This is a genomic window from Mesorhizobium sp. NZP2077 (genome assembly GCF_013170805.1).
Classification (GTDB): domain Bacteria; phylum Pseudomonadota; class Alphaproteobacteria; order Rhizobiales; family Rhizobiaceae; genus Mesorhizobium.
Genome location: NZ_CP051293.1, coordinates 1737159 through 1757293 on the forward strand (window position 1 = coordinate 1737159; position 20135 = coordinate 1757293).

The window sequence follows — 20135 nt, forward strand, 5'->3', positions numbered from 1 at the left end:
CCCAGCCCTGCCGCCGGTCAAGGCGGAAGGGCAAATTGCCAGAAGCAGTCGACTACTTGATCAGCGGCAGCAACGTTTCGGCAGTGATGCGCATCTGGTCGGTGTAGAATTTTTCGGTCAGCACGCTGGAGCCGTGATCCTGGATGAACTTCAGCTGCTCGGGCGAGATATCGACCGGGTGGCGCTCGACCATTTCGGGGTAGGGTGCTGCCGGCGTGCGGTCGACCGGGGCGACGAATTCGTTAGTCAGCGCGCCGTCGTAGCCGACTTCCTTCAAGGTGGCGACGATTCTGGGCCAGTCGATCTGGCCAAGGCCGGCGGCGAAGCGGTTGTTGTCGGCGACATGGAAGTCGAAGAGCCGCTTCCCGACCTGACGGATGGCGTCATGGACGTTAAATTCTTCCATGTGGATGTGGTAGGCGTCGAGGCAGACACCGCATTCGGGGCTGACGGCGTCGGCCAGCGCCAGCGCCTGGGCGCCGCGATTGAACAGATAGGTCTCGAAGCGGTTGAGCGGCTCGACGGCGATCTTGACGCCGACCTTCTTGGCATGGGTGAAGCACTCGCGGGTCGCGTCGACCACCCACTTCCATTCCTCTTCCTCGGTACCGTCCGGCACCACCTTGCCGACTGTCGCTGGGACGAGCGTGATGATCTCGCCATCAAGTTCGCTGACCATGGTCAGCACGTCCTTGACGTATTGAACCGAGCGCTCGCGCTGGCCCTGGTTTTTTGCGGCAAGGTTGCGCTCGCCCAGCATCAAGGTCACCGCGCCCCAGCAACGGATGCCATGCTCCTTCAAGAGTGCCCGCGTCTCCTTGGTCTTGTACTGCTCGGGCTCGCCGGAAATCTCGATCGACTCATAGCCGAACTTCTTGATGCGCTTGAGCGTCGTCTCCAAGGGCTCCGCGCGCATCCAGTTGTGCGTCGAAAGATGCATGGTCTGTCCTTCCCAAATTCGTCCGTATGGTTTGCCTGCGACATGCATCGCCGAAAGGCGAGGCAAGGGTTCCTCCCCAAGGCATCCCCAGCCTTTTCCTGCAAACTGGTTAGACCAATTGGGCCTGAAGCGAGGTCTACAGCAAATTCCAGGGGACGGCAAGAAGCGCGGCAAGGCAACTTTTTATGCGAATTATTTCGTTGATTATATTGCGATATATGCCGATACTTCGGGCGTTACGAGGGCTTTGCCGGTGCATCGTCAGGCTTGACCAAATTCCCCTATTTGGTAATACCAGAATGGCAGTGCCTGCAAAGCGCCCGGTGCGAAAAGAGCAAAATGGCTGGCCCTGCTTCCAATCGGCGCTATGCTTGGTCAAGACACAACGATGGAGGATGCCGATGCCGACGACAATGAAGGGCCCTGGACTGTTTCTGGCGCAGTTCGCGGGTGACACAGCGCCATTCAATTCGCTGGCCTCGATCACCAAATGGGCCGCCGGTCTCGGCTACAAGGGCGTGCAGATCCCGACCTGGGATGCGCGCCTGTTCGACCTCAAGAAGGCGGCCTCTTCCAAGACCTATTGCGACGAGGTGAAGGGCATCTGTGCCGATGCCGGCGTCGAGATCACCGAATTGTCGACGCATTTGCAGGGGCAGTTGGTGGCGGTGCACCCGGCCTACGACGCGCAGATGGATGGCTTCGCGCCCGCCTCGGTCCACAACAACCCAAAGGCGCGGCAGAAATGGGCGGTCGAACAGATGAAGTTCGGCGCCAAGGCGTCGCGCAATCTGGGGCTGAATGCTTCGGTGTCGTTCACGGGATCGCTGGCTTTCCCTTACCTCTATCCCTTCCCGCAGCGGCCGGCCGGACTGATCGAGGAGGCCTTTGGCGAACTCGGCAAGCGCTGGAAGCCGATCCTCGATGTCTATGAGGACAATGGCGTCGATGTCGGCTACGAAATTCACCCCTCTGAGGACGTGTTCGACGGCGCCACGTTCGAAATGTTCCTCGAGGCGGTCGGCGGCCACAAACGCTGCAACATCAATTACGACCCCTCACACTTCCTCTTGCAGCAGCTCGATTATCTCGAATTCATCGACATCTATCACGCGCGCATCAAGGCCTTCCACGTCAAGGACGCCGAGTTCAACCCGACCGGGCGGCAAGGCGTCTATTCCGGCTATCAGAGCTGGACCAACCGGGCCGGCCGCTTCCGTTCGCTCGGCGACGGGCAGGTGGATTTCGGTGGCATCTTCTCCAAGCTGACGCAGTACAATTACGATTCCTGGGCGGTGCTGGAATGGGAGTGCTGCCTGAAGCATCCCGAAGACGGCGCGGCCGAAGGGGCGCCTTTCATCCAGCATCACATCATCCGCGTGACGGAAAGGGCATTCGACGATTTTGCTAGCGGCACCACGGACAAGAAGCTGCTGCGCGCGATGATGGGTATCTAGCGCTGCTTTCCCTCCCCCTCGAGGGAGGGTGGCCCGAAGGGCCGGGTGGGGTCGGTTCAGGCCGAGCTCTGCCTCTACGACCCCACCCGATCCGCTGCGCGGATCGACCTCCCCTCAAGGGGAGGTGAGCAACAGCCAGGAGAAAAGACATGGTCGGCGCATCGAAGTCGGAAACGGGAGGCGGCCCGATCCGCTACGGCATGGTCGGCGGCGGGCAGGGCGCCTTCATCGGCGCGGTGCACCGCATTGCGGCGCGCCTGGACAACGATTTCGTGCTGGTCGCCGGCGCGCTGTCGGCAAATCCCGAGCGGGCCAAGGCATCGGCTGCCGAACTCGGGCTTGATCCGGACCGGAGCTACGCCTCCTATGCCGAGATGGCCAAGGCCGAGGCCAAGCGCCCCGACGGCATCGAGGCGGTGGCGATCGTCACGCCGAACAATGTGCATGTGCCGGCGGCGAAGGCCTTCCTCGAGGCCGGCATCCATGTGATCTGCGACAAGCCGCTGGCAACGACGCTGGCGGAGGCGAAGAAGCTCGCCGCTGTGGTCGAGAAGACCGGCAAGGTGTTCGTGCTCACTCACAACTACACCGCCTATCCGATGGTGCGTCAGGCGCGCGAAATGGTGGCCAAGGGCGTGCTCGGCGATATCCGCATCGTGCAGTCCGAATATCCGCAGGACTGGTTGACCGAGGATCTCGCCGCCACCGGCCAGAAGCAGGCCTCGTGGCGTGGCGATCCCAAGCAGGCGGGTGCGGGCGGCGCGTTGGGCGACATCGGCACGCATGCCTACAATCTCGCCCGCTTCGTCTCGGGGCTGGAGCTCGATTCGCTTTCGGCCGATCTCGATGCCTTCGTGCGGGGGCGGCTGCTCGACGACAATGTCAACGTCATGCTGCGCTTCAAGCCCACCGGCAAGACGCATCCGGCCAAGGGCATGATCTGGGCGAGCCAGGTGGCGCCCGGGCACGAGAACGGGCTGAAGCTGCGCATCTATGGCTCGAAGGGCGGGCTGGAATGGGTTCAGGCCGATCCGAACTATCTCTGGTACACGCCATTCGGTCAGCCCAAGCAATTGATCACCCGCAACGGTGCCGGCGCGCTGCCAGTGGCGGGCCGTGTCAGCCGCGTGCCGTCAGGCCATCCCGAGGGTTATCTCGAAGGTTTCGCCAACATCTATCAGGAGGCCGCACGCGCCATCCGCGCTGCGCGCAAGAAGGGTGGCAAGCCGGCAAAGGATGTCGTCTTCCCAACCATCCAGGACGGCGTCGAAGGCATGGCCTTCATCGAGGCCTGCGTGAAGTCATCGAAGAAGAATGGAGCGTGGACGAAGCTCTAGTCGCGCGGCGGGTAACGAAGACCCCCTCACCCGGATTGCCAGCCGAATTGCGAAGGGGCAATTCGGGGCAATCCGACCTCTCCCCGAGGGGAGAGGAGGCGCCGACGCTAAACCTCTTCTCCCCTCGGGGAGAAGGTGGCCGCGAAGCGGCCGGATGAGGGGGAGTTTGCGCGGAGTTGGCGGGGACAGCCAAAACGCGGGATCAAATGGGGGAGGGACGTCGATGAAAATCGGCATGTGCATGTTATTGTGGACGACAACGGTGTCGAAGAAGCACGAGAAGCTGCTTCGCGACATCAAGGCGACGGGCTTCGACGGCGTCGAGATACCGATCTTCGCCGGCACGCCCGACGACTACAAAAAACTCGGCGCCCTGCTCGACCGCATCGGCCTGGAGCGGACCGCGGTCTCGGCGATGGGTGATCCGGCAATGAACCTGATCTCGCCGGATACCGCCACCCGCAAGGCCGGTGTCGAGTACATGAAATGGGCTGTCGATTGCGCCGATGCGCTTGGCGCCAGGACGCTGAGCGGGCCGCTGCACTCGACGCTCGGCGCCTTCTCCGGCTCTGGGCCGACACCCGCCGAGAAGAACCGTTCCGTCGCCTCGCAGCGCACCATCGGCGACCATGCCGGCAAGCGGAACGTCACCATCGGGCTGGAGGCGCTGAACCGCTTCGAATGTTATCTTTTCAACACGATGGCTGATCTGTCGGAGCATATCGATGCCATCGGCCGGCCGCACATCAAGGCGATGTACGACACGTTCCACGCCAATATCGAGGAGGCCGACCCGATCGGCGCCTATACGAAGCACCGCAGGAATGTCGTGCACATCCACATATCGGAGAACGACCGTGGCGTGCCTGGGCGCGGCAACATCCCATGGGCGGAGACGTTCGCGGCGATCCGCAAGAGCGGCTATGATGACTGGCTGACCATTGAGTCGTTTGGCCGGTCGCTGAAAGATCTGGCGGCGGCGACCAAGGTGTGGCGCGATTTTTCGGAAACGCCGGAAGCGGTTTATCGGGACGGCTATAGGCATATTAGGAATGGGTGGAAGGCTGCCGCGTAGGCCTTCCCTTCGTCATCCTCGGGTCTGCGCCGCGTCGCTTCGCTCCTTGCTTCGCCCGTGGATGACGAAGACGCGAGGGGTGGCCGCTGGCGCTAAGCCGATCACCCCTGCTCGGCCTGGATCCGATTGTAGTCGTGGATGGTGCGGCTCAGCCGGCGGCGCAGGAAGTGCGAGATGTTGTCGAAGATGAAGACGACGAACAGCGTCAGCAGCACCATGTAGAAGACGTTGGCCCAGTTGGAATTGGTGCGCATCGCTTCCCACAGCTTCAGGCCGATGCCGCCGGCGCCGACGGCGCCGATGATGGTGGCGCCGCGCGTGTTGGATTCCCACTGATAGAGCGTCTGGCTGATGAAGATGGGAATCACTTCCGGCATCACGCCATAGCGCTGCACCAGAAGACCGTTGGCACCGGTCGACTTGATGCCCTCGCGCGGCTTGTCGTCGATATTCTCGAGACTTTCCGAATAGGTTTTGCCCAACGTGCCTATTTCGGTGAAGAAGATCGCGGCACTGCCGGCCAACGGGCCGGGGCCGAAGGCGCGGGTGAAGAACAGCGCCCAGATCAGCATGTCGACCGAGCGCATGAAATCGAAAAAGCGCTTGAGCACCTGGCTCAGCAACCCGCTCGGCGTGATATTGCGGGCGGCGAAGAAGGCCAAGGGGAAGGCGACGATGCCGCCGAGCAGCGTGCCCAGGAATGCCATGACGATGGTCTGCAACAGCTTCGTCCAGACGTCGCCGTGTTGCCACTGGGCGTTGTTCCAGATGTTGTCGCCGGCCAATGCGAGGTTCGAGGTGCCGGGCTTCAATTCAGGACCGGATACGATCAGCGAGATCACTTCGCTTGCCGACTTGCCGAAGAAGGGCGAGCGCGTGTCGAAGACGAAATTTGCCCAGCCAAGGAAGCGCTTGCGAACCTTGACGCGGTCGACGCTGACCCGCACCTCGCCGGCAAAGCCCATCTTGGCAACCACCTCGTCGTCATGCGCGGTAACCCAGTCGGGCACGGCGCCCGAGACCACGGGCTTGTCGCTGGTCAGCGACACCGGCACAGTCTGGCCGTTGGCCATGATCGTCGCCTGCGTCTTGTCGAAAGTGACGGATTTCGCCGGCCCGTCGATCAAGACGGTAAAGGTGCCGTTCGCGTTCTTGATGACCCAGTCCGGATTCGGGTTATCGCCCAGCGCCGAGAAGCGCGGATATTTGGGTGTGATCTCCGGCTGGTCGAGCCGGAATTCCGGCTGCAGGTCATAGCTGATCCATTGCGACAGGAAGAGCGGCAGGCGCTCCCAGTGCGATTCTCGCAGCACTTGCGGCAGGCTGAAGAACCACAGGGCATAGACGAGATAGAGGAAGGTGCCGACGAACAGGAGCAACGGACCAAAGCGCTTGTACAAAGGACGCTGGAAGACGTGCGGGTAGCGGTCCTCGATCGACTGAATTTCGTCTGATGTCATCGTCGCCATGATCACGCACCCATCAGGAAGGCCTGCTCGCCGACCAGCTTGCGGCGCAGCCAGGCGGAGAACTGGTCGATGAGGACGATGGTGGTGAACAGCAGCAGCACCAGCGCCAGCGTCTTGGCGCCGAAGCCGCGCGAGATCGAAAGCTTCAGCTCCTCGCCGATGCCGCCGCCGCCGACCGCGCCGATGATGGTCGAAGCGCGTACGTTGATCTCGACGCGCAGCAGCGTGTAGGACATGAAATTGGGCAGCACCTGCGGCAGGTCGGCGAAGCGCACTCGCTCGAACCAGTTGGCGCCGACCGCCCTCAGGCCTTCCTCGGCACGCATGTCGATGTTTTCGTTGATCTCGTAGAACAGCTTGCCCAACGCACCGATCGAGTGCAGGCCGATGGCGATGATGGCGGCGATGGGGCCGGTCGAGACGATGGCCGCAAACAGACCGGCAATGACGATTTCGGGGAAGGCGCGCAGCAATTCCATGAAACGCTTGACGATGAGCCGCAGCGCCGGATGCGGCGTCAGATTGCGCGCGGCGATGAAGGAGAAGGGCACCGCGAAGGCAAAGCCGATGAAAGTCGAGACCAGCGCCACGTTCACCGTGGTCAGCATCAGCTCGAAATATTCAGGGATGTAGAAATCGCCCCAGACATAGACGCGGCCGAGCGGAAAGTTGAATTCCTGGGTGCCGGTATCGTGCGGCGAGGCGATGTCGAACAGCGCCCGCCAGACGTCGTTCCAATCCTTGGGGATCAGCCAGCTCAGGAAATCCAGAATGTGCGGCAGACGGTCGAAGAAGTGCCCGGCATTGGCTTCGTCGGCGAACCACATGCTGGAGAGCATCGCGGCAAGCAGCAGGCCGACGCCGAGCACCGTGTAGAGTCGGCGTAACGACGTCTGGCGTCGCCAGGCATCGGCCATCTGATGGGTGCCGCCGGAGGGGGCTGTCACGGAAAGGGTCATGATCGGAGACGCAAAAAGGGCGGCGCTTTGAGCACCGCCCTTCCCGATTTCGCCGTTAGCCGCCGATGGCTGCCTTACGGGCTTCGACGATGACGCTGTAGAAGTCCGGCTTCACCGGAACGTAGCCGGTGAAATCGCCGCCCTCGACGCCTTCGAAGCAGGCCTTGTCCTTCTTCGGCAGGTCGGCGAAGAAGGCGGTCAGCTTGGCGGTCATCTCGTCGCCAAGCGCAGTGCGCACGACCAGCGGGCCGTTCGGGATCAGGCCGGAGCGCCAGACTTCGACGAAGTCGTTGGGGTCGACGGCGCCCTTGGCGACTTCCTTGTGGAAGGTGCCGGAGGTGTAGCCGTTCTTGAAGTCGCCGATGCCCGAGGAATCGTCGACCGCGACATCGACCTTGCCGTCACGCACGGCCAGAACGTTGTTCTCGTGGCCGCCGTTGAACTGCGTCGAAGCGAAGAAGGCTTCGTTCGAGGCGCCGGTGGTCTTCGGAATCTGCGTCAACGGGATCAGATAGCCGGAGGTCGAATCCGGATCGGCATAGCCAAGCTTCTTGCCCTTGGCCGACTTGATGTCGGTGATGCCGGAGGTCTTCAGCGCCAGTCCGATCGAGTAATAGCCGGTGGCGCCATCGGTCTGCTGGGTAGTGAGGATCGGGGTGACCGCCTTCGGGTCCTTGATGTAGACGCTGGCATAGCCGGAGGCGCCGAGTTCGGCGAAGTCGAGCGTGCCGCCGAGCAGGCCCTGGATGACGCCGTCATAGTCGGCGGCGGGGAACAGCGAGACCTTCTCGAAGCCGAATTCGGTCTTAAGGTGGTCGGCGAGGCACTGGTAGTTGCGCAGCCGGTCGGTTTCGTTCTCGCCGCCAAGGATGCCGACGCGGAATTCCTTCATGTCGGCGGCGTGGGCCATGCTGGTTGCCATGGCAAGCACCGAAACGGCGCCAAAAACCATCTTCCTGAACATTGTCTCTCTCCTGTTGGTCCCGGCCTCGCGCCGGTTGCGTTCGAATTTTGACAGACGCCCTTGACGCGGGCCGGCGATCCAGGCGCTCTCAGTATCCCGGGAATGCGGGTTCGAGCGGTCCGGCGGATGCTTCAATCTTTTGCTTGTAGGCGATGGTGGTGGAGGTGATGGCCTCGGAGATTTCGCTGCCATTGCTGTCGGCGCCATAGACCATGCGCACAGCCTCGCGGTTGAGTTCTTCCGGCGGGCCGTCGAAGACGACCTTGCCGGCCGCCATGCCGATGATGCGGCTGCAATAGGCGCGAGCCGTGTCCAGCGTGTGCAGATTGGTGACGACGGTTATGCCTTCGCGCAGATTGATGTCTTGCAGCGAATCCATCACCACCTTGGCGTTGAGCGGGTCGAGCGAGGCGATCGGCTCGTCGGCGAGGATCACCTGGGGCTGCTGCATCATGGCGCGGGCAATGGCAACGCGCTGCTGCTGGCCACCCGAAAGGGTGCCGGCGGGCTGGAGCGCGGTGCGGGCGATATCGAGCCGCTCGAGCGCGGCGACTGCCTCGGCGCACTCGGCGCGGGAAAACATGCCGAGAAGGTTCGAGATGGTCGAACGGTGGTTCAGCTTGCCGAGCAGCACGTTGGTCAGCACGTCGAGGCGCGGCACCAGGTTGAACTGCTGGAAGATCATCGCGCAGTCGCGCTGCCAGCGCCGGAGCGACGAACCGCCCAGCTTGGAGACATCGACGCCGTCAAAAAAAATCGACCCCTGGCTGGGATCGCTGAGACGATTGATCATACGAAGAAGAGTCGATTTGCCAGCACCCGAACGGCCGATAATGCCGACCATCTGACCCTGCGGGATCGAGATGTTGATATCGCTGACGGCAGTGTTCTTGCCAAATCGTCGGGTGACGCCGCGGATTTCGAGCGTGGCTGACATGGTAACTTCCAGTCCAGTCGCGTTGAAGGTCTGTTAAGACTTTCGCTAGCGCAGCGCCATGAACCTGAGGTGTCGGATTGATGTCAGTTTTGTTACTGCCCACAGGTGCAATGTCAGGCGCCGATTCTAGGGGCGATCAGCCGAGCACCAGCAATTCCTCGAAATGCTTCATGTCCGTGAAGCTGCAGAAGGCCGGCGCCTTGATTTCAATCACCGGGGCATGGCTGGCGAAAAGCGCGAGGCCGTCATCGAACAGGCCCTGCCAGGCCGCCGCCCTGTCGTCGGCAAGGCGTTGAATCTGATAAGCAAAAGTGATGTGGAAGGTGTAACTGTCGTGGTCTGGATGCCGGTAGCCGAACGGCACCTCCAGGGCATCGCGCCATTCCCGCATGATGCGCACGTCCTCGTCGGTGGCGCCGGCAACGGTGAGCCCCGTCGGCACGACTTCAACGACCTTGATGTTGAACGGGCCGAAGCCCTCGAAACCCTTCAGCCGTTCCAGATAGAGCCGAGTCATGGCGTCGATGCTGGTGTCGAGCGGCACGTCCTGCGGCCAGTAGGGCAAGCGGCGGCGATGTTCGATGATACCCTGGAATAGCGTCATATGCAGGCTGGAAACGGGCGTGAAGGCGAGCCGGTCGGCGTCAGGCATCGCCAGCATCTTCTCGCGCACCGCAAGCACCACGGCCTCGGACGGCGAACCGCTGACGAGATGGCTGACGACGGTGTTGCCGGGCTCGGTCAGGAAATTGCCTGACGTGTCGTAGCGCGTGCCAAGATGCACCGGTGGGGTCGGATTGGAGCCGGCGAAGAATCCGGCGAGCGAGGGTTTGATAGTGTCGAGCATAGAGCCTCCTGGGAAAGATGGCGTCCTGTCCGAGTCATGTGTCAGGGATATGAACAGGCTCTCCCATGACGATGATGAGAGGAACTATCCCTCGTATTTCTCCAGGAAAGCCTCCGCCGAAAGCTCGCGAAAATCGTCTAGCGATGCGCGCAGCCTGGCGTGGTCCCAGTCCCACCAGGCAAGCGCCTGGTAACGTTCGGCGGTGCGGCGATCGAAGCGTTCGCGGATCGGTTTTGCCGGCACGCCGGCGACGATGGTGTAGGGCGCGACATCCTTGGAGACCACGGCGCCGGCGCCGACAGCCGCGCCATCGCCGACGGTGACGCCGGGCAGCACGGTCGAGCCATGGCCAAGCCAGGTGTCGTGGCCGATGGTGACGCGCTTGGCGCGCCGCTCAGCGAAAAATTCGCTCTCGTGCTCGGCGTCGTCCCAATAGTCTGAAGCGCGGTAGGTGAAGTGGTGCAGCGTCGGCCGCCAGGTCGGGTGATTGGTGGCGTTGAGGCGTACGCTTGCCGCGATGTTGGCGAACTTGCCGATCGTCGCGCACCAGACGGCGCAGTCCTGCATCATGTAGGAATAGTCGCCGAGTTCGCTTTCCGAAACCCGGCTGCGGTCGGCGATTTCGGTCCATCGGCCGAGTGTAGAATTGTGTACCTCCGCCGTCGGATGAACCAGCGGCATCTCCGACAGTTTCCTGGTCATGCGGCGAGTTTTCCCGGGGCAAAGGCGGTGACGTCGATGATGCGGTCGGCAACCGCCTCGCGCACATCATGGTCGTGGAAGATGCCAAGCAATGCGACGCCGGCCGCTTTCTTGGCGGCGATGAGTTCTATCACCACATCGCGGTTCTTGGCATCGAGCGAGGCGGTCGGCTCGTCAAGCAGCAGGATCGGGTGATCGGTGATGAAGCCGCGCGCGATGTTGACGCGCTGCTGCTCGCCGCCGGAGAAGGTCGCCGGCGGCAGCGCCCAGAGTTTTTCCGGCAAGTTGAGCCGGGCCAGCAGGGCGCGCGCCTTGTCGCGGGCAATATCGCGGTCCTCGCCGCGCTCGACCAGCGGCTCGGCGACGACGTCGAGCGCCGAGACGCGTGGCACGGTGCGCAGGAACTGGCTGACATAGCCGATCGTTTGCCGGCGTACGGCAAGCACGGTGCGCGGGCTGGCGTGGGCGAGATCGATCAGTCCGTCCCCGTGCATGACGATGATCTGGCCCTCGTCGACGGCGTAGTTGCCGTAAAGCATCTTCAGGATCGAACTCTTGCCGGCGCCGGATGGGCCGCCGAGCACGGTGCATTCGCCAGCCTTGATCGAGAAGGAGACACCGGAAACGACCGGCAGTTTGATGCCGTCGCGCAGATGCATCGTGAAGCTCTTGGCGACGTCGGAGACAACGAGGGGCGTCGGCATGATTACACCTGCAAGATCGAGGAAACGAGAAGCTGCGTGTAGGGCGCGCGCGGGTCGTCGAGCACGCGGTCGGTGAGGCCGCTTTCGACAACGCGGCCGTCCTTCATCACCATCATGCGTTGCGACAGAAGGCGTGCCACCGCGAGGTCGTGGGTGACGACGATGGCCGCGAGGCCAAGATCGGTGACCAGCCCGCGCAGGAGATCAAGCAGGCGCGCCTGCACGGAGACGTCGAGGCCGCCGGTCGGCTCATCCATGAACACCAGGCGTGGGCCGGTGACGAGGTTGCGGGCGATCTGCAGGCGCTGGCGCATGCCGCCGGAGAAGGCGCGCGGCTCGTCGTCGATGCGGTCCTCGTCGATCTCGACGCGCGACAGCCAGTCGACGGCGGTGGCGCGGATCTTGCCATAGTGGCGGTCGCCCACCGCCATCAGCCGTTCACCGACATTGGCGCCTGCCGAAACCGTCATGCGCAGGCCGTCGGCGGGGTTCTGATGGACAAAACCCCAGTCGGTGCGCATCAGGAAGCGGCGCTCGGCCTCGCTCATCCGGTAGAGTTCGCGGAACTGGCCGTCGCGCATGCGGTAGCTGGCGGTGCCGGAGGAGGGTATGAGCCGCGTCGACAGGCAGTTGAGCAGCGTCGTCTTGCCGGAACCGGATTCACCGACCACAGCCAGGACCTCGCCCGGCCACAGGTCGAACGAGACATTGTCGCAGCCGACGCGCGAGCCATAGAACTTGGAGAGCGCCGAGACGCGCAGCAACGGTTCGTCGGTCATTGTGCCGGCTCCATGTTTTCTGAGGCAGCTTCGGGGGCAAGGTGGCCGCGATGGCCATCGGCCCGCCGCTTCTCGCAGTGGTCGGTGTCGGAGCAGACGAACATGTGGCCGCCATGGTCGTCGAGGATCACCTCGTCGAGATAGACATTCTCGGCGGCGCACAGCGCGCAGGGCTGGTCGAAGGTCTGCACCTCGAACGGATGATCCTCGAAGTCGAGGCTGACGACCTCGGTGAACGGTGGCACCGCATAGATGCGCTTTTCGCGGCCGGCGCCGAACAGCTGCAGGGCCGGCGAGCGGTGCATCTTCGGGTTGTCGAATTTCGGCGTCGGCGAGGGGTCCATCACATAGCGGCCTTCGACCTTGACCGGATAGGCATAGGTGGTGGCGATGCGGCCGTGCTTGGCGATGTCCTCATAGAGCTTCACATGCATGAGGCCGTATTCCTCCAGCGCATGCATCTTGCGCGTTTCGGTCTCGCGCGGCTCGAGGAAGCGCAGCGGCTCCGGAATGGGCACCTGATAGACCAGCACTTGGCCGGCGGTGAGCGGATGTTCGGGAATGCGGTGGCGGGTCTGGATGATGGTGGCGCTGGCGGTGTCGGTGGTCACAGCGACATTGGCGACCTTCTTGAAGAAGGCGCGGATCGAGACCGCATTGGTGGTGTCGTCGGCGCCCTGGTCGATCACCTTCAGCACGTCATCGGGGCCGATGATCGAGGCGGTGACCTGGACGCCGCCGGTGCCCCAACCATAAGGCATCGGCATCTCGCGCGAGGCGAACGGCACCTGATAGCCGGGAATGGCGATGCCCTTCAGGATCGCCCGGCGGATCATCCTTTTGGTCTGCTCGTCGAGATAGGCGAAGTTGTAGGTGGCGATGTCGGTCATGGCGATCACATCCACATTGTGCTATTGAATTGGCGTCCAAGACGCGGAAACAGGTGCGAATTCAGATGGACTCGACCGGATGGATGCATCTCGGAATCCTGCTGCTGGTGTTTGCCGGCGCAGTGGCTTTTTTCCTTCGGCGTATGATCCTGCCCGAGCCAAGAGACGGCTCGCAAGGTGAGTCCGCGGGCGGCGGCGGCAATGGTGGCTACCCCGGGTATGATGGCTATGGCGGTCATTCCCACGACGGTGGTGGCCATGGAGGCAGTGGGCACTGAGTTCATTGCGCGGTGGGACGGACCTTCGATCATTCCGCGGCCTCCCGCTTTTCTTCGACCTTCGCCGGATTTTCGCGGGCTTCATATTCGGCGCGCATGCGGCGCACGAGGTCGAGCTCGGCCTGGAAGTCGACATAGTGCGGCAGCTTCAGATGCTCGACGAAGCCGGTCGCCTGGACGTTGTCGGAATGCGAGATGACGAACTCCTCGTCCTGGGCGGCGGCAACAATGTCCTCGCCGAGCTCTGAGGCGCGCAGCGCCCGGTCGCAGAGCGCCATGGCCATGGCCTTGCGCTCGCTCTGGCCGAAGACCAGGCCGTAGCCCCGCGTGAATTGCGGCGGCGCCTTGGCCGACCCCTTGAACTGGTTGACCATCTGGCATTCGGTGACCCGCACCGTGCCGAGCGGAGCGGCGAAAGGCAGTTCGGGAACGTCCAACTCCAGCTCGACTTCGCCGATGCGGATTTCACCGACAAAGGGATGGTTGCGGGCGTAGCCGCGCTGGGTGGAATAGCCAAGTGCCAGCAGGAAACCCTCATCGCCGCGCGACAGCGCCTGCAAGCGGATGTCGCGGGCCATCGGGAATTCCAGCGGCTCGCGGGTGATGTCGCCGGGGACATGGTCCTGCGGCATGTCGCCATCCGGTTCGATCAGGCCTTCGCGGGCAAGGATCGCCGAGACGCGTGGCATTGCTTGCGCTTCCGTCTCGCGCTGCAAGGGTTCGGCGACATCGGCGCCGGCGGCAAGCTCAGGGTCGAGCAGCCGGTGGGTGTAGTCGAAGGTCGGGCCGAGCAGCTGACCACCGGGCAGGTCCTTGTAGGTCGCTGAGACACGCCGCTCGACACGCATAGCGCTGGTGTCGATGGCCTTGCTGTAGCCGAAGCGCGGCAGCGTGGTGCGATAGGCGCGCACCAGGAAGATCGCCTCGATCATGTCGCCGCGCGCCTGGACGATGGCGAGTGCGGCGAGTTCCCGGTCGTAGAGCGAGCCTTCGCTCATCACCCGGTCGACGCCGAGCGCCAGCTGCTCGACGATCTGGTCGAGGCGCAGTGCCGGAACCGAACGGTCGCCGCGGCGGCGGTCGGCAAGCAGGCTGTGAGCGTTGGCGATTGCGGCTTCGCCGCCTTTTACCGCGACATACATCTTCAAGCCTCCATCGTCTTGATGCGCGTCGTGCGCGGCAGGCAGGCTATGCCGCCAGCTGTGGCGAGGATGATGTCGACGCCGCGTGGAAAGCGCTTGGTGTTCTGCTTCCACTGCTCGATGAAATGACGCGGCATCTGCGCCGGCGCGATCGTGGCGCTGGTTTCGATGCCGGGGCCTTCGAGCAGCAGCGGAGCGCCCGAAGTGAGATCACTGACCTGCAGGATCAAGGTGGTCGAGCGGTCCGGATAATCCTGCGTTCCCTGCGAAAAGCCGTCGAGCGACATCATCTCGGCCGGCGTGGCGACGAAGGCGAAATGCGCGTCGGCGGGTGTGTTGGCGAGCGGCGCGCCGGTGTGGAAACCAAGCCAGGAGCCGATCGCGGCGGAGGCGTGCAGGGCCGGGTCGAGCCAGAGTGGCGTGTCGTTGTCGCAGAGCGCCAGCGCTACGGCGCCAGCAGTTGCCGAGAGCGGCGCCGGCGGGCGGGCCAAGGCCGGCAAAGACTGCACGCTGCCCGGCCGCGCCATAGCGTCCATGACCGCGCGGAAAACGGTCTGGGCGTTGAAGACCGGATCGGTGAAGCCGCCCTCGATCGATTGCGCTGCGATATCCATCAGTCTTCTCCGCGAACCATGGTGAAGAAATCCACCTTCGTTGCCGCCGTCTCTGCCCGGCGTTTTTCCTCGGCAGTGGTGAGTGCCGACCTCAAAGGCGCGATCAGCCGGGCCTCGACCTCGGCGCGGCGGGCAGGGTCCTGCCACAGCGCGTCGGCGATGGCCGCGAGCTTGGCCTTCTGCTTGTCGCGCCCAAGCGCGTAGCAATGGCCGACCTGTCCGGACGGCAGCCGCACAGTGGCGCGGGTGACGGTCGCTTCGCCGACATTGAAGGGCGCGCCGCCGCCGCCGATGCGACCGCGCAGCGTCACCAGGCCGGTCTCGGGACCGCGCAGCAGTTCGGCCTGCGAAGGCAGGCCGGCTTCGTTCCAGAGCCGGACGATGTCGTCGCCGCTCGATTGCGCCAGCGTCGCCATGGCGGCCTTGCGTTCGGCCTGGTCGCGGGCTTCCTGTCCTCGCATCGGCAGCATTCCTCTTTGCTAAATTTGTCTATTGATATAGACAACTATACAAATTATACATATTACCTAGCGCGTGTCCATGACGGGTGGATGACAAGCGGTGGAAGCATGGGGGCAATTCATGATCGGGCGACAGGAAGCCGACAGTATCGAGCGGCGCAGCGGCGTCTCGCTGTGGCGGCAGATCGCCGACAGTATCTTGCAGGCGATCGCGACCGGCGATTTCGCCGAGAATGCCGCGCTGCCGCCGGAGGTGGCGCTTGCCGAGCGCTATGGCGTCAACCGCCACACGGTGCGCAGCGCCATATCGGCGCTTGTGCAGGAAGGGGTGCTGCGGGCCGAGCAGGGACGCGGTACCTTCGTGCTGCCACGCAGGCGGCTGTCCTATCCGATCGGCGCGCGCACACGTTTTTCGACCGGCCTGCAAGGGCAGACGTCGGAACGGCATATCGTGCTGCTCTCCTCATCGATCGAGCCGGCCAGCCAGAGAGTCGCCGAGGGGCTTGGCCTGGCCAGGGGCGCCGAGGTGATCAGGCTGGAGACCCGCGGCGAAGCCGATGGGCGGCCGGTGTCACGCGCTGCCGGCTGGTTCGAGGCCAGGCGCTTTGCCGGCATCGACAAGGCGATGGCTGAGACCGGCTCGATCACCGCGTCGCTGGCCCGTTTCGGCATAGACGACTATCTCCGCCAATCGACCGTGCTGTCGGCGCGCCACGCAGATGCGGCCGATCTCGCCGACCTAGACCTCCAACCGGGCGCCATCGTGCTGGTGACGGTCGCCGTCAACGTTACGCCGGACGGCCAGCCGATCCAGTTTTCGGAATCGCGCTTTCCGGCGGAACGGGTGGAACTGAAGCTGTCGGCGTTGTGAGCCGGCGGCGGCCGGCTACCCCACCTCGATCACGGCTTTGATCAGGCCGGATTTTTCATGTGCCCAGCGGGCGAGATCACGCGGCGTATCGGCAAGCGATGTGCGGTGCGTGACGAGCTTGGCCAGGGGCACCGCACCGTTGCGGATCGAGGCGGCGACGTGGTCGAAGTCGGCGCGCAGCGCATTGCGGCTGCCGATCAATGTCATTTCGCGTTTGTGGAATTCAGGGTCGGAAAAGACGATGTCGTCCTTGACGACGCTGACCAGCACCAGTGTGCCGCCATGGGCGACATGGGCGAAGGCCGACTGCACTGACTGGGTGTTGCCGGTGGCGTCGAAGACCACGTCGAAGCCTTCGCCTGACGTCGCTTCCCTGACTAGATCCGGGACTGGTCCACGTGACCCGTCGAGGCTCTGGAAACCGAGTTCGTTCGCGGCAAAATCGAGCCGTTCCGTGCTCATGTCGAGCAGTGTTACGTCGAGCCCGGCGATGCGGGCGAAGATGGCGGTGCCGAGCCCGATCGGGCCGGCGCCGATGACCAGCGTGCGGGCGCCGGGCTCGCCCCGTGCGCGCCGTACGGCATGCGCGCCGATGGCGAGGAATTCGACGGCGGCAGCGTCGGCCAGCGACAGGCCGTTTGCCGGATAAAGATTCTGCGCCGGCACCAGGATGCGTTCGCACATGGCGCCGTCGCGGTGGACGCCGAGCACCTCGATCCTGACGCAGCAGTTGGGCTTGCCGTGCCGACAGGCGATGCACTTGCCGCAGGAGAGATAGGGGTTGATGACGACCGGCTCACCAACGGCAAGGTCGACGCCGTCACCGGTCTCGACGATGGTTCCTGACACTTCGTGACCCATGATCCGGGGATAGGCAAGGAACGGGTGCTTGCCCTCGAAGATATGGTAGTCGGTGCCGCAGATGCCGACGTGGCTGACCGCGACCAGCGCCCAGCCGGCGGGCGGGGCGCCAGGCGCCGGGCGGTCTTCCAGGACAAGCTCGCCGGGTAAGCGGCAGACGACGGCTTTCATGCTTCAATCCAGTCTGTTCACGGCGTCGCCGGCCCGCTGTCATGCGGGCCAGTCTGATGCCAGGGATGGTCTACTTGCCGCGGCGGCGCAGCCCGTCGAAGTAGACGATGATGATGATCAGCGCGCCGGTGATGATGCGCTGCCAGAACGAGTTGACGTTGAGCAGGTTGGCGCCGTTGTTGATGGTGGCCAGGATGAAGGCGCCGAGCAGCGGGCCATGTACGGAGCCGACCGCGCCGAACAGCGACGTGCCGCCGATGACCGATGAAGCGATCGCCTGCAGCTCCCAGCCCTCGGCCTGGGTCGGGTTGCCGATGCCGATGCGGGCGGCCAAGAGCACGCCGACGAAGGCCGCGCACAGGCCGGACAGCGTGTAGGCCATGTAGATGGTGCGCGGGACATTGACACCGGATAGGCGCGACGCCTCGGCGTTGGAGCCGACCGAGAACAGATACCGGCCCCAGCGGCTGTGATGGAGGAAGATATAGGCCGGAATGCCGACCAGGATGACCATCCAGAACAGATTGGGAATGCCAATGAAGGAGTTGCGCGAGAAGGCGGTGAATGTGTCGCTGTTGATGTTGATCGAGTTGCCGTTGGTCATCAAAAGGCCGATGCCGCGCAGCGAGGTCAGCGTCGCCAGCGTGATGATGAAGGGCGGCAGGCCCATCTTGACGATGCCGAAGCCGTGAAACATGCCGATGGCGACACCGACCAGCAGTGTCACCAGAATGGCGAGCCAGATCGGGAAGCCGGCATTGATCATCATGGCGACGACGACGGTGGCGAAGCCGACCACCGCGCCGACCGACAGATCGATGCCGCCGGTAATGATGACGAAGGTCTGGCCGACCGCCATGATGGCGATCATCGAACCCTGGCGCAGAAGATTGGCGATGTTGTTGCCTGAAGCGAAGCTTGGCGTCGCCAGCGAAAGGACGATCCAGAGCAGCACCAACAGCGCCAGCAGCGTCAATCCGAACAGGACGTTGTAGTTGCGCTTCGGTTTTTCGGCGGGGATCGCCTCGATGCTCATGTCTGTCCTCCCAGTTTTTCTTGTTTCTCAGCAAGCGCCTGCGTGAGAATGTCCTCGTGACTGGCGGTGTGGAACCCATGCGTGGCCACCAGCTTGCCGCGCCGGAACACGTGCAGCGTGTCGGCCAGTTCGTAGACCTCCGGCAGATAGGACGAGATCAGGATGATGCCGGCGCCCTTCGACAGCAGCTCGCCGAACAGGCGGTAGATCTCGGCCTTGGTGCCGACATCGACGCCGACCGTCGGTTCGTCGAAGATGAACAGCTTGGCGCCATGCGCCAGCCATTTGCCGATGACGATCTTCTGCTGGTTGCCGCCGGAAAGGCTGGACGCCAGCGCGCCGCGCGTCGGCGTCTTGATCCGGAGGCCGGCGATCTGGCGGTCGGCCTCTGCCTTCTCCTTGGTGTTGGAGATCAAGAAATTGCTGGAGATGCGCTTGTAGATCGGCAGGTTGAGGTTAAGGCCGACCGGCAGATTGAGGCAGAGGCCCTGGTCGCGGCGGCTTTCCGGCGCCAGCGCCATCCCGAGCTTGATCGCGTCATGCTCGGAATTGACCTGAACCGGCTTGCCTTCCCACAGGATCTCACCTGCCGATTTGCGGTGGCGGCCATAAAGCGTAGTGACGAATTCGCTGCGGCCGGCGCCGATCAGGCCGTAAAGTCCGACGATCTCGCCGGCACGGACGGTCATCGAGACATTCTCGAACCCTTTGCCCGACAGGTTCCTGGTCTCGACGATTGTAGCGCCGGGGGCGAAATGCTCCTTGTGGTAGACCTGCTCTATCGAGCGGTTGATCATCATCTTGACCAACTCGGCGTCGTTGGTCTCGGCAATGTTCCTGGTGCCGACCAGCGTGCCGTCGCGCAGCACGGAGACGCGATCGGCGAGCTCGAACACCTCCTCCATGCGATGGCTGATGTAGATGATCGTCACGCCTTCGCCCTTCAGCCGGCGGATCAGCGTGAAGAGCTGGTCGGCTTCCTTGCGGGTCAGATAAGCCGTCGGCTCGTCGAAGATCAGGAATTTGGTGCCGCGCACGGTGGCGCGGGCGGCGGCGATCAGCTGCTGCTGGCCGATGGTGAGCTCGCCGAGCACGACATGCGCCGGCAGGTCAAAGCCGAGATCGTCGATGATCTTCTGCGCCTCCCTGACCATGGCGCGCTGCTGCAGGATGCCGAAACGTGAATTCTCCTCGCCGAGGAACATGTTGGCGGCGACCGTCAAATGACGGCAGAGCACGACCTCCTGGTGCACGGCGTTGATGCCGAGCGCCATTGCCTCATGCGGGGTCGCGAGGGCCGCCGGTTTGCCTTCCCAGAAGACATCGCCCGATGTGCGCGGCATCACGCCGGTCAGAAGCTTGATGAGCGTAGATTTGCCGGCGCCGTTCTCGCCGACGATGGCGTGAATCTCGCCCGACTTGAAGGCGAGATTGACCGGCTTCAGCGCGTGCGTGCCGGGATAGCGCTTCTCCAGCCCGCGCAATTCGAGGATGGTCCGCCCTGGTTCCAGCGCGGGGGCGGGATGCAGATCCTGCGCCGTCGAAATCATGACAATCCTCCCAGATTGGCCTCCCAGATAGGCCACACGACTGGCACGCGGCGAGGCAAGTACTCGCGCCCCGAAAGGCAGCCTAGCCTAA

21 protein-coding genes are annotated in these 20135 nt (G+C 63.6%); 4 read left to right on the top strand and 17 right to left on the bottom strand.

Translation table 11 applies throughout. The features are described 5' to 3' along the window. Positions 1 to 52 precede the first annotated feature (52 nt). Positions 53 to 940, bottom strand: a complete 888-nt coding sequence (locus HGP13_RS08600; protein ID WP_172223926.1) for a sugar phosphate isomerase/epimerase — start codon at positions 938 to 940, stop codon at positions 53 to 55. 401 nt (positions 941 to 1341) lie between these two features. Between HGP13_RS08600 and HGP13_RS08605 the strand changes: the two genes are divergently transcribed. From HGP13_RS08605 to HGP13_RS08615, 3 genes are all read left to right on the top strand, one after another. Continuing rightward, positions 1342 to 2397 (top strand): sugar phosphate isomerase/epimerase, encoded by a 1056-nt coding sequence (locus HGP13_RS08605; protein ID WP_172223928.1) that lies wholly within the window; start codon positions 1342 to 1344, stop codon positions 2395 to 2397. A gap of 149 nt (positions 2398 to 2546) precedes the next feature. Beyond that, on the top strand, positions 2547 to 3734 hold the full coding sequence (locus HGP13_RS08610; protein WP_172223931.1) for a Gfo/Idh/MocA family oxidoreductase: 1188 nt from the start codon (positions 2547 to 2549) through the stop codon (positions 3732 to 3734). Positions 3735 to 3957: 223 nt separating this feature from the next. Continuing rightward, positions 3958 to 4809: a sugar phosphate isomerase/epimerase gene (locus tag HGP13_RS08615; RefSeq protein ID WP_172223934.1), complete on the top strand. Its 852-nt coding sequence runs from the start codon at positions 3958 to 3960 to the stop codon at positions 4807 to 4809. Between the two features lie 101 nt (positions 4810 to 4910). Here HGP13_RS08615 and phnE (HGP13_RS08620) read toward each other — a convergent pair whose 3' ends face one another. The 13 genes from phnE (HGP13_RS08620) to phnG form a co-directional block, all read right to left on the bottom strand. Next, positions 4911 to 6278, bottom strand: coding sequence for a phosphonate ABC transporter, permease protein PhnE (gene phnE / locus HGP13_RS08620; protein ID WP_172223937.1), 1368 nt, complete (start codon positions 6276 to 6278; stop codon positions 4911 to 4913). 2 nt (positions 6279 to 6280) lie between these two features. Further along, positions 6281 to 7237, bottom strand: coding sequence for a phosphonate ABC transporter, permease protein PhnE (gene phnE, locus HGP13_RS08625; RefSeq protein ID WP_172223940.1), 957 nt, complete (start codon positions 7235 to 7237; stop codon positions 6281 to 6283). Positions 7238 to 7292: 55 nt separating this feature from the next. Beyond that, on the bottom strand, positions 7293 to 8201 hold the full coding sequence (phnD, locus tag HGP13_RS08630) for a phosphonate ABC transporter substrate-binding protein (protein ID WP_172223943.1): 909 nt from the start codon (positions 8199 to 8201) through the stop codon (positions 7293 to 7295). 88 nt (positions 8202 to 8289) lie between these two features. Beyond that, entirely contained in the window at positions 8290 to 9138 is an 849-nt protein-coding gene (phnC, locus tag HGP13_RS08635; protein ID WP_172223946.1) for a phosphonate ABC transporter ATP-binding protein, read from the bottom strand. Positions 9139 to 9274: 136 nt separating this feature from the next. Beyond that, entirely contained in the window at positions 9275 to 9985 is a 711-nt protein-coding gene (locus HGP13_RS08640) for a DUF1868 domain-containing protein (RefSeq protein ID WP_172223948.1), read from the bottom strand. Positions 9986 to 10069: 84 nt separating this feature from the next. Continuing rightward, on the bottom strand, positions 10070 to 10687 hold the full coding sequence (locus tag HGP13_RS08645) for a DapH/DapD/GlmU-related protein (RefSeq protein ID WP_172223952.1): 618 nt from the start codon (positions 10685 to 10687) through the stop codon (positions 10070 to 10072). Continuing rightward, positions 10684 to 11391 carry a phosphonate C-P lyase system protein PhnL gene (gene phnL, locus HGP13_RS08650; RefSeq protein ID WP_172223955.1) on the bottom strand — a complete coding sequence of 236 codons (708 nt, stop codon included), beginning with the start codon at positions 11389 to 11391 and terminating at the stop codon, positions 10684 to 10686. Before phnL ends, HGP13_RS08645 begins: the two co-directional genes overlap by 4 nt. Positions 11392 to 11393: 2 nt before the next feature. Beyond that, positions 11394 to 12170 (bottom strand): phosphonate C-P lyase system protein PhnK, encoded by a 777-nt coding sequence (gene phnK / locus HGP13_RS08655; RefSeq protein WP_172223957.1) that lies wholly within the window; start codon positions 12168 to 12170, stop codon positions 11394 to 11396. Continuing rightward, positions 12167 to 13060 carry an alpha-D-ribose 1-methylphosphonate 5-phosphate C-P-lyase PhnJ gene (locus tag HGP13_RS08660; RefSeq protein WP_172223960.1) on the bottom strand — a complete coding sequence of 298 codons (894 nt, stop codon included), beginning with the start codon at positions 13058 to 13060 and terminating at the stop codon, positions 12167 to 12169. Before HGP13_RS08660 ends, phnK begins: the two co-directional genes overlap by 4 nt. A gap of 5 nt (positions 13061 to 13065) precedes the next feature. Then, positions 13066 to 13371, bottom strand: a complete 306-nt coding sequence (locus HGP13_RS08665; protein WP_172223963.1) for a hypothetical protein — start codon at positions 13369 to 13371, stop codon at positions 13066 to 13068. After that, entirely contained in the window at positions 13368 to 14480 is a 1113-nt protein-coding gene (locus HGP13_RS08670; protein ID WP_172223967.1) for a carbon-phosphorus lyase complex subunit PhnI, read from the bottom strand. The genes HGP13_RS08665 and HGP13_RS08670 overlap by 4 nt, the downstream gene beginning before the upstream one ends. A 2-nt stretch (positions 14481 to 14482) precedes the next feature. Further along, positions 14483 to 15094 carry a phosphonate C-P lyase system protein PhnH gene (phnH, locus tag HGP13_RS08675; RefSeq protein WP_172223970.1) on the bottom strand — a complete coding sequence of 204 codons (612 nt, stop codon included), beginning with the start codon at positions 15092 to 15094 and terminating at the stop codon, positions 14483 to 14485. Further along, positions 15094 to 15555 (bottom strand): phosphonate C-P lyase system protein PhnG, encoded by a 462-nt coding sequence (phnG, locus tag HGP13_RS08680; protein WP_172223973.1) that lies wholly within the window; start codon positions 15553 to 15555, stop codon positions 15094 to 15096. The genes phnH and phnG overlap by 1 nt, the downstream gene beginning before the upstream one ends. A 121-nt stretch (positions 15556 to 15676) precedes the next feature. Between phnG and phnF the strand changes: the two genes are divergently transcribed. Next, positions 15677 to 16426: a phosphonate metabolism transcriptional regulator PhnF gene (gene phnF / locus HGP13_RS08685; RefSeq protein WP_172223977.1), complete on the top strand. Its 750-nt coding sequence runs from the start codon at positions 15677 to 15679 to the stop codon at positions 16424 to 16426. 15 nt (positions 16427 to 16441) lie between these two features. Here phnF and HGP13_RS08690 read toward each other — a convergent pair whose 3' ends face one another. The 3 genes from HGP13_RS08690 to HGP13_RS08700 all read right to left on the bottom strand — a co-directional run bounded on the left by HGP13_RS08690 (position 16442) and on the right by HGP13_RS08700 (position 20044). Continuing rightward, a complete protein-coding gene (locus tag HGP13_RS08690) occupies positions 16442 to 17458 on the bottom strand; it encodes a zinc-binding alcohol dehydrogenase family protein (protein ID WP_172223980.1) in 1017 nt (338 codons plus the stop codon). A gap of 70 nt (positions 17459 to 17528) precedes the next feature. Continuing rightward, positions 17529 to 18494 carry an ABC transporter permease gene (locus HGP13_RS08695; RefSeq protein ID WP_172223982.1) on the bottom strand — a complete coding sequence of 322 codons (966 nt, stop codon included), beginning with the start codon at positions 18492 to 18494 and terminating at the stop codon, positions 17529 to 17531. Next, positions 18491 to 20044, bottom strand: coding sequence for a sugar ABC transporter ATP-binding protein (locus HGP13_RS08700; RefSeq protein WP_172223985.1), 1554 nt, complete (start codon positions 20042 to 20044; stop codon positions 18491 to 18493). Before HGP13_RS08700 ends, HGP13_RS08695 begins: the two co-directional genes overlap by 4 nt. Positions 20045 to 20135: the final 91 nt, after the last annotated feature.

Bases quoted from the DNA above. Each gene is read 5' to 3' on its own strand.
- HGP13_RS08600 (WP_172223926.1), bottom strand. From the start codon at position 940: ATGCATCTTTCGACGCACAACTGGATGCGCGCGGAGCCCTTGGAGACG.
- HGP13_RS08605 (WP_172223928.1), top strand. From the start codon at position 1,342: ATGCCGACGACAATGAAGGGCCCTGGACTGTTTCTGGCGCAGTTCGCG.
- HGP13_RS08610 (WP_172223931.1), top strand. From the start codon at position 2,547: ATGGTCGGCGCATCGAAGTCGGAAACGGGAGGCGGCCCGATCCGCTAC.
- HGP13_RS08615 (WP_172223934.1), top strand. From the start codon at position 3,958: ATGAAAATCGGCATGTGCATGTTATTGTGGACGACAACGGTGTCGAAG.
- phnE (WP_172223937.1), bottom strand. From the start codon at position 6,278: ATGGCGACGATGACATCAGACGAAATTCAGTCGATCGAGGACCGCTAC.
- phnE (WP_172223940.1), bottom strand. From the start codon at position 7,237: ATGACCCTTTCCGTGACAGCCCCCTCCGGCGGCACCCATCAGATGGCC.
- phnD (WP_172223943.1), bottom strand. From the start codon at position 8,201: ATGTTCAGGAAGATGGTTTTTGGCGCCGTTTCGGTGCTTGCCATGGCA.
- phnC (WP_172223946.1), bottom strand. From the start codon at position 9,138: ATGTCAGCCACGCTCGAAATCCGCGGCGTCACCCGACGATTTGGCAAG.
- HGP13_RS08640 (WP_172223948.1), bottom strand. From the start codon at position 9,985: ATGCTCGACACTATCAAACCCTCGCTCGCCGGATTCTTCGCCGGCTCC.
- HGP13_RS08645 (WP_172223952.1), bottom strand. From the start codon at position 10,687: ATGACCAGGAAACTGTCGGAGATGCCGCTGGTTCATCCGACGGCGGAG.
- phnL (WP_172223955.1), bottom strand. From the start codon at position 11,391: ATGCCGACGCCCCTCGTTGTCTCCGACGTCGCCAAGAGCTTCACGATG.
- phnK (WP_172223957.1), bottom strand. From the start codon at position 12,170: ATGACCGACGAACCGTTGCTGCGCGTCTCGGCGCTCTCCAAGTTCTAT.
- HGP13_RS08660 (WP_172223960.1), bottom strand. From the start codon at position 13,060: ATGACCGACATCGCCACCTACAACTTCGCCTATCTCGACGAGCAGACC.
- HGP13_RS08665 (WP_172223963.1), bottom strand. From the start codon at position 13,371: ATGATCGAAGGTCCGTCCCACCGCGCAATGAACTCAGTGCCCACTGCC.
- HGP13_RS08670 (WP_172223967.1), bottom strand. From the start codon at position 14,480: ATGTATGTCGCGGTAAAAGGCGGCGAAGCCGCAATCGCCAACGCTCAC.
- phnH (WP_172223970.1), bottom strand. From the start codon at position 15,094: ATGGATATCGCAGCGCAATCGATCGAGGGCGGCTTCACCGATCCGGTC.
- phnG (WP_172223973.1), bottom strand. From the start codon at position 15,555: ATGCGAGGACAGGAAGCCCGCGACCAGGCCGAACGCAAGGCCGCCATG.
- phnF (WP_172223977.1), top strand. From the start codon at position 15,677: ATGATCGGGCGACAGGAAGCCGACAGTATCGAGCGGCGCAGCGGCGTC.
- HGP13_RS08690 (WP_172223980.1), bottom strand. From the start codon at position 17,458: ATGAAAGCCGTCGTCTGCCGCTTACCCGGCGAGCTTGTCCTGGAAGAC.
- HGP13_RS08695 (WP_172223982.1), bottom strand. From the start codon at position 18,494: ATGAGCATCGAGGCGATCCCCGCCGAAAAACCGAAGCGCAACTACAAC.
- HGP13_RS08700 (WP_172223985.1), bottom strand. From the start codon at position 20,044: ATGATTTCGACGGCGCAGGATCTGCATCCCGCCCCCGCGCTGGAACCA.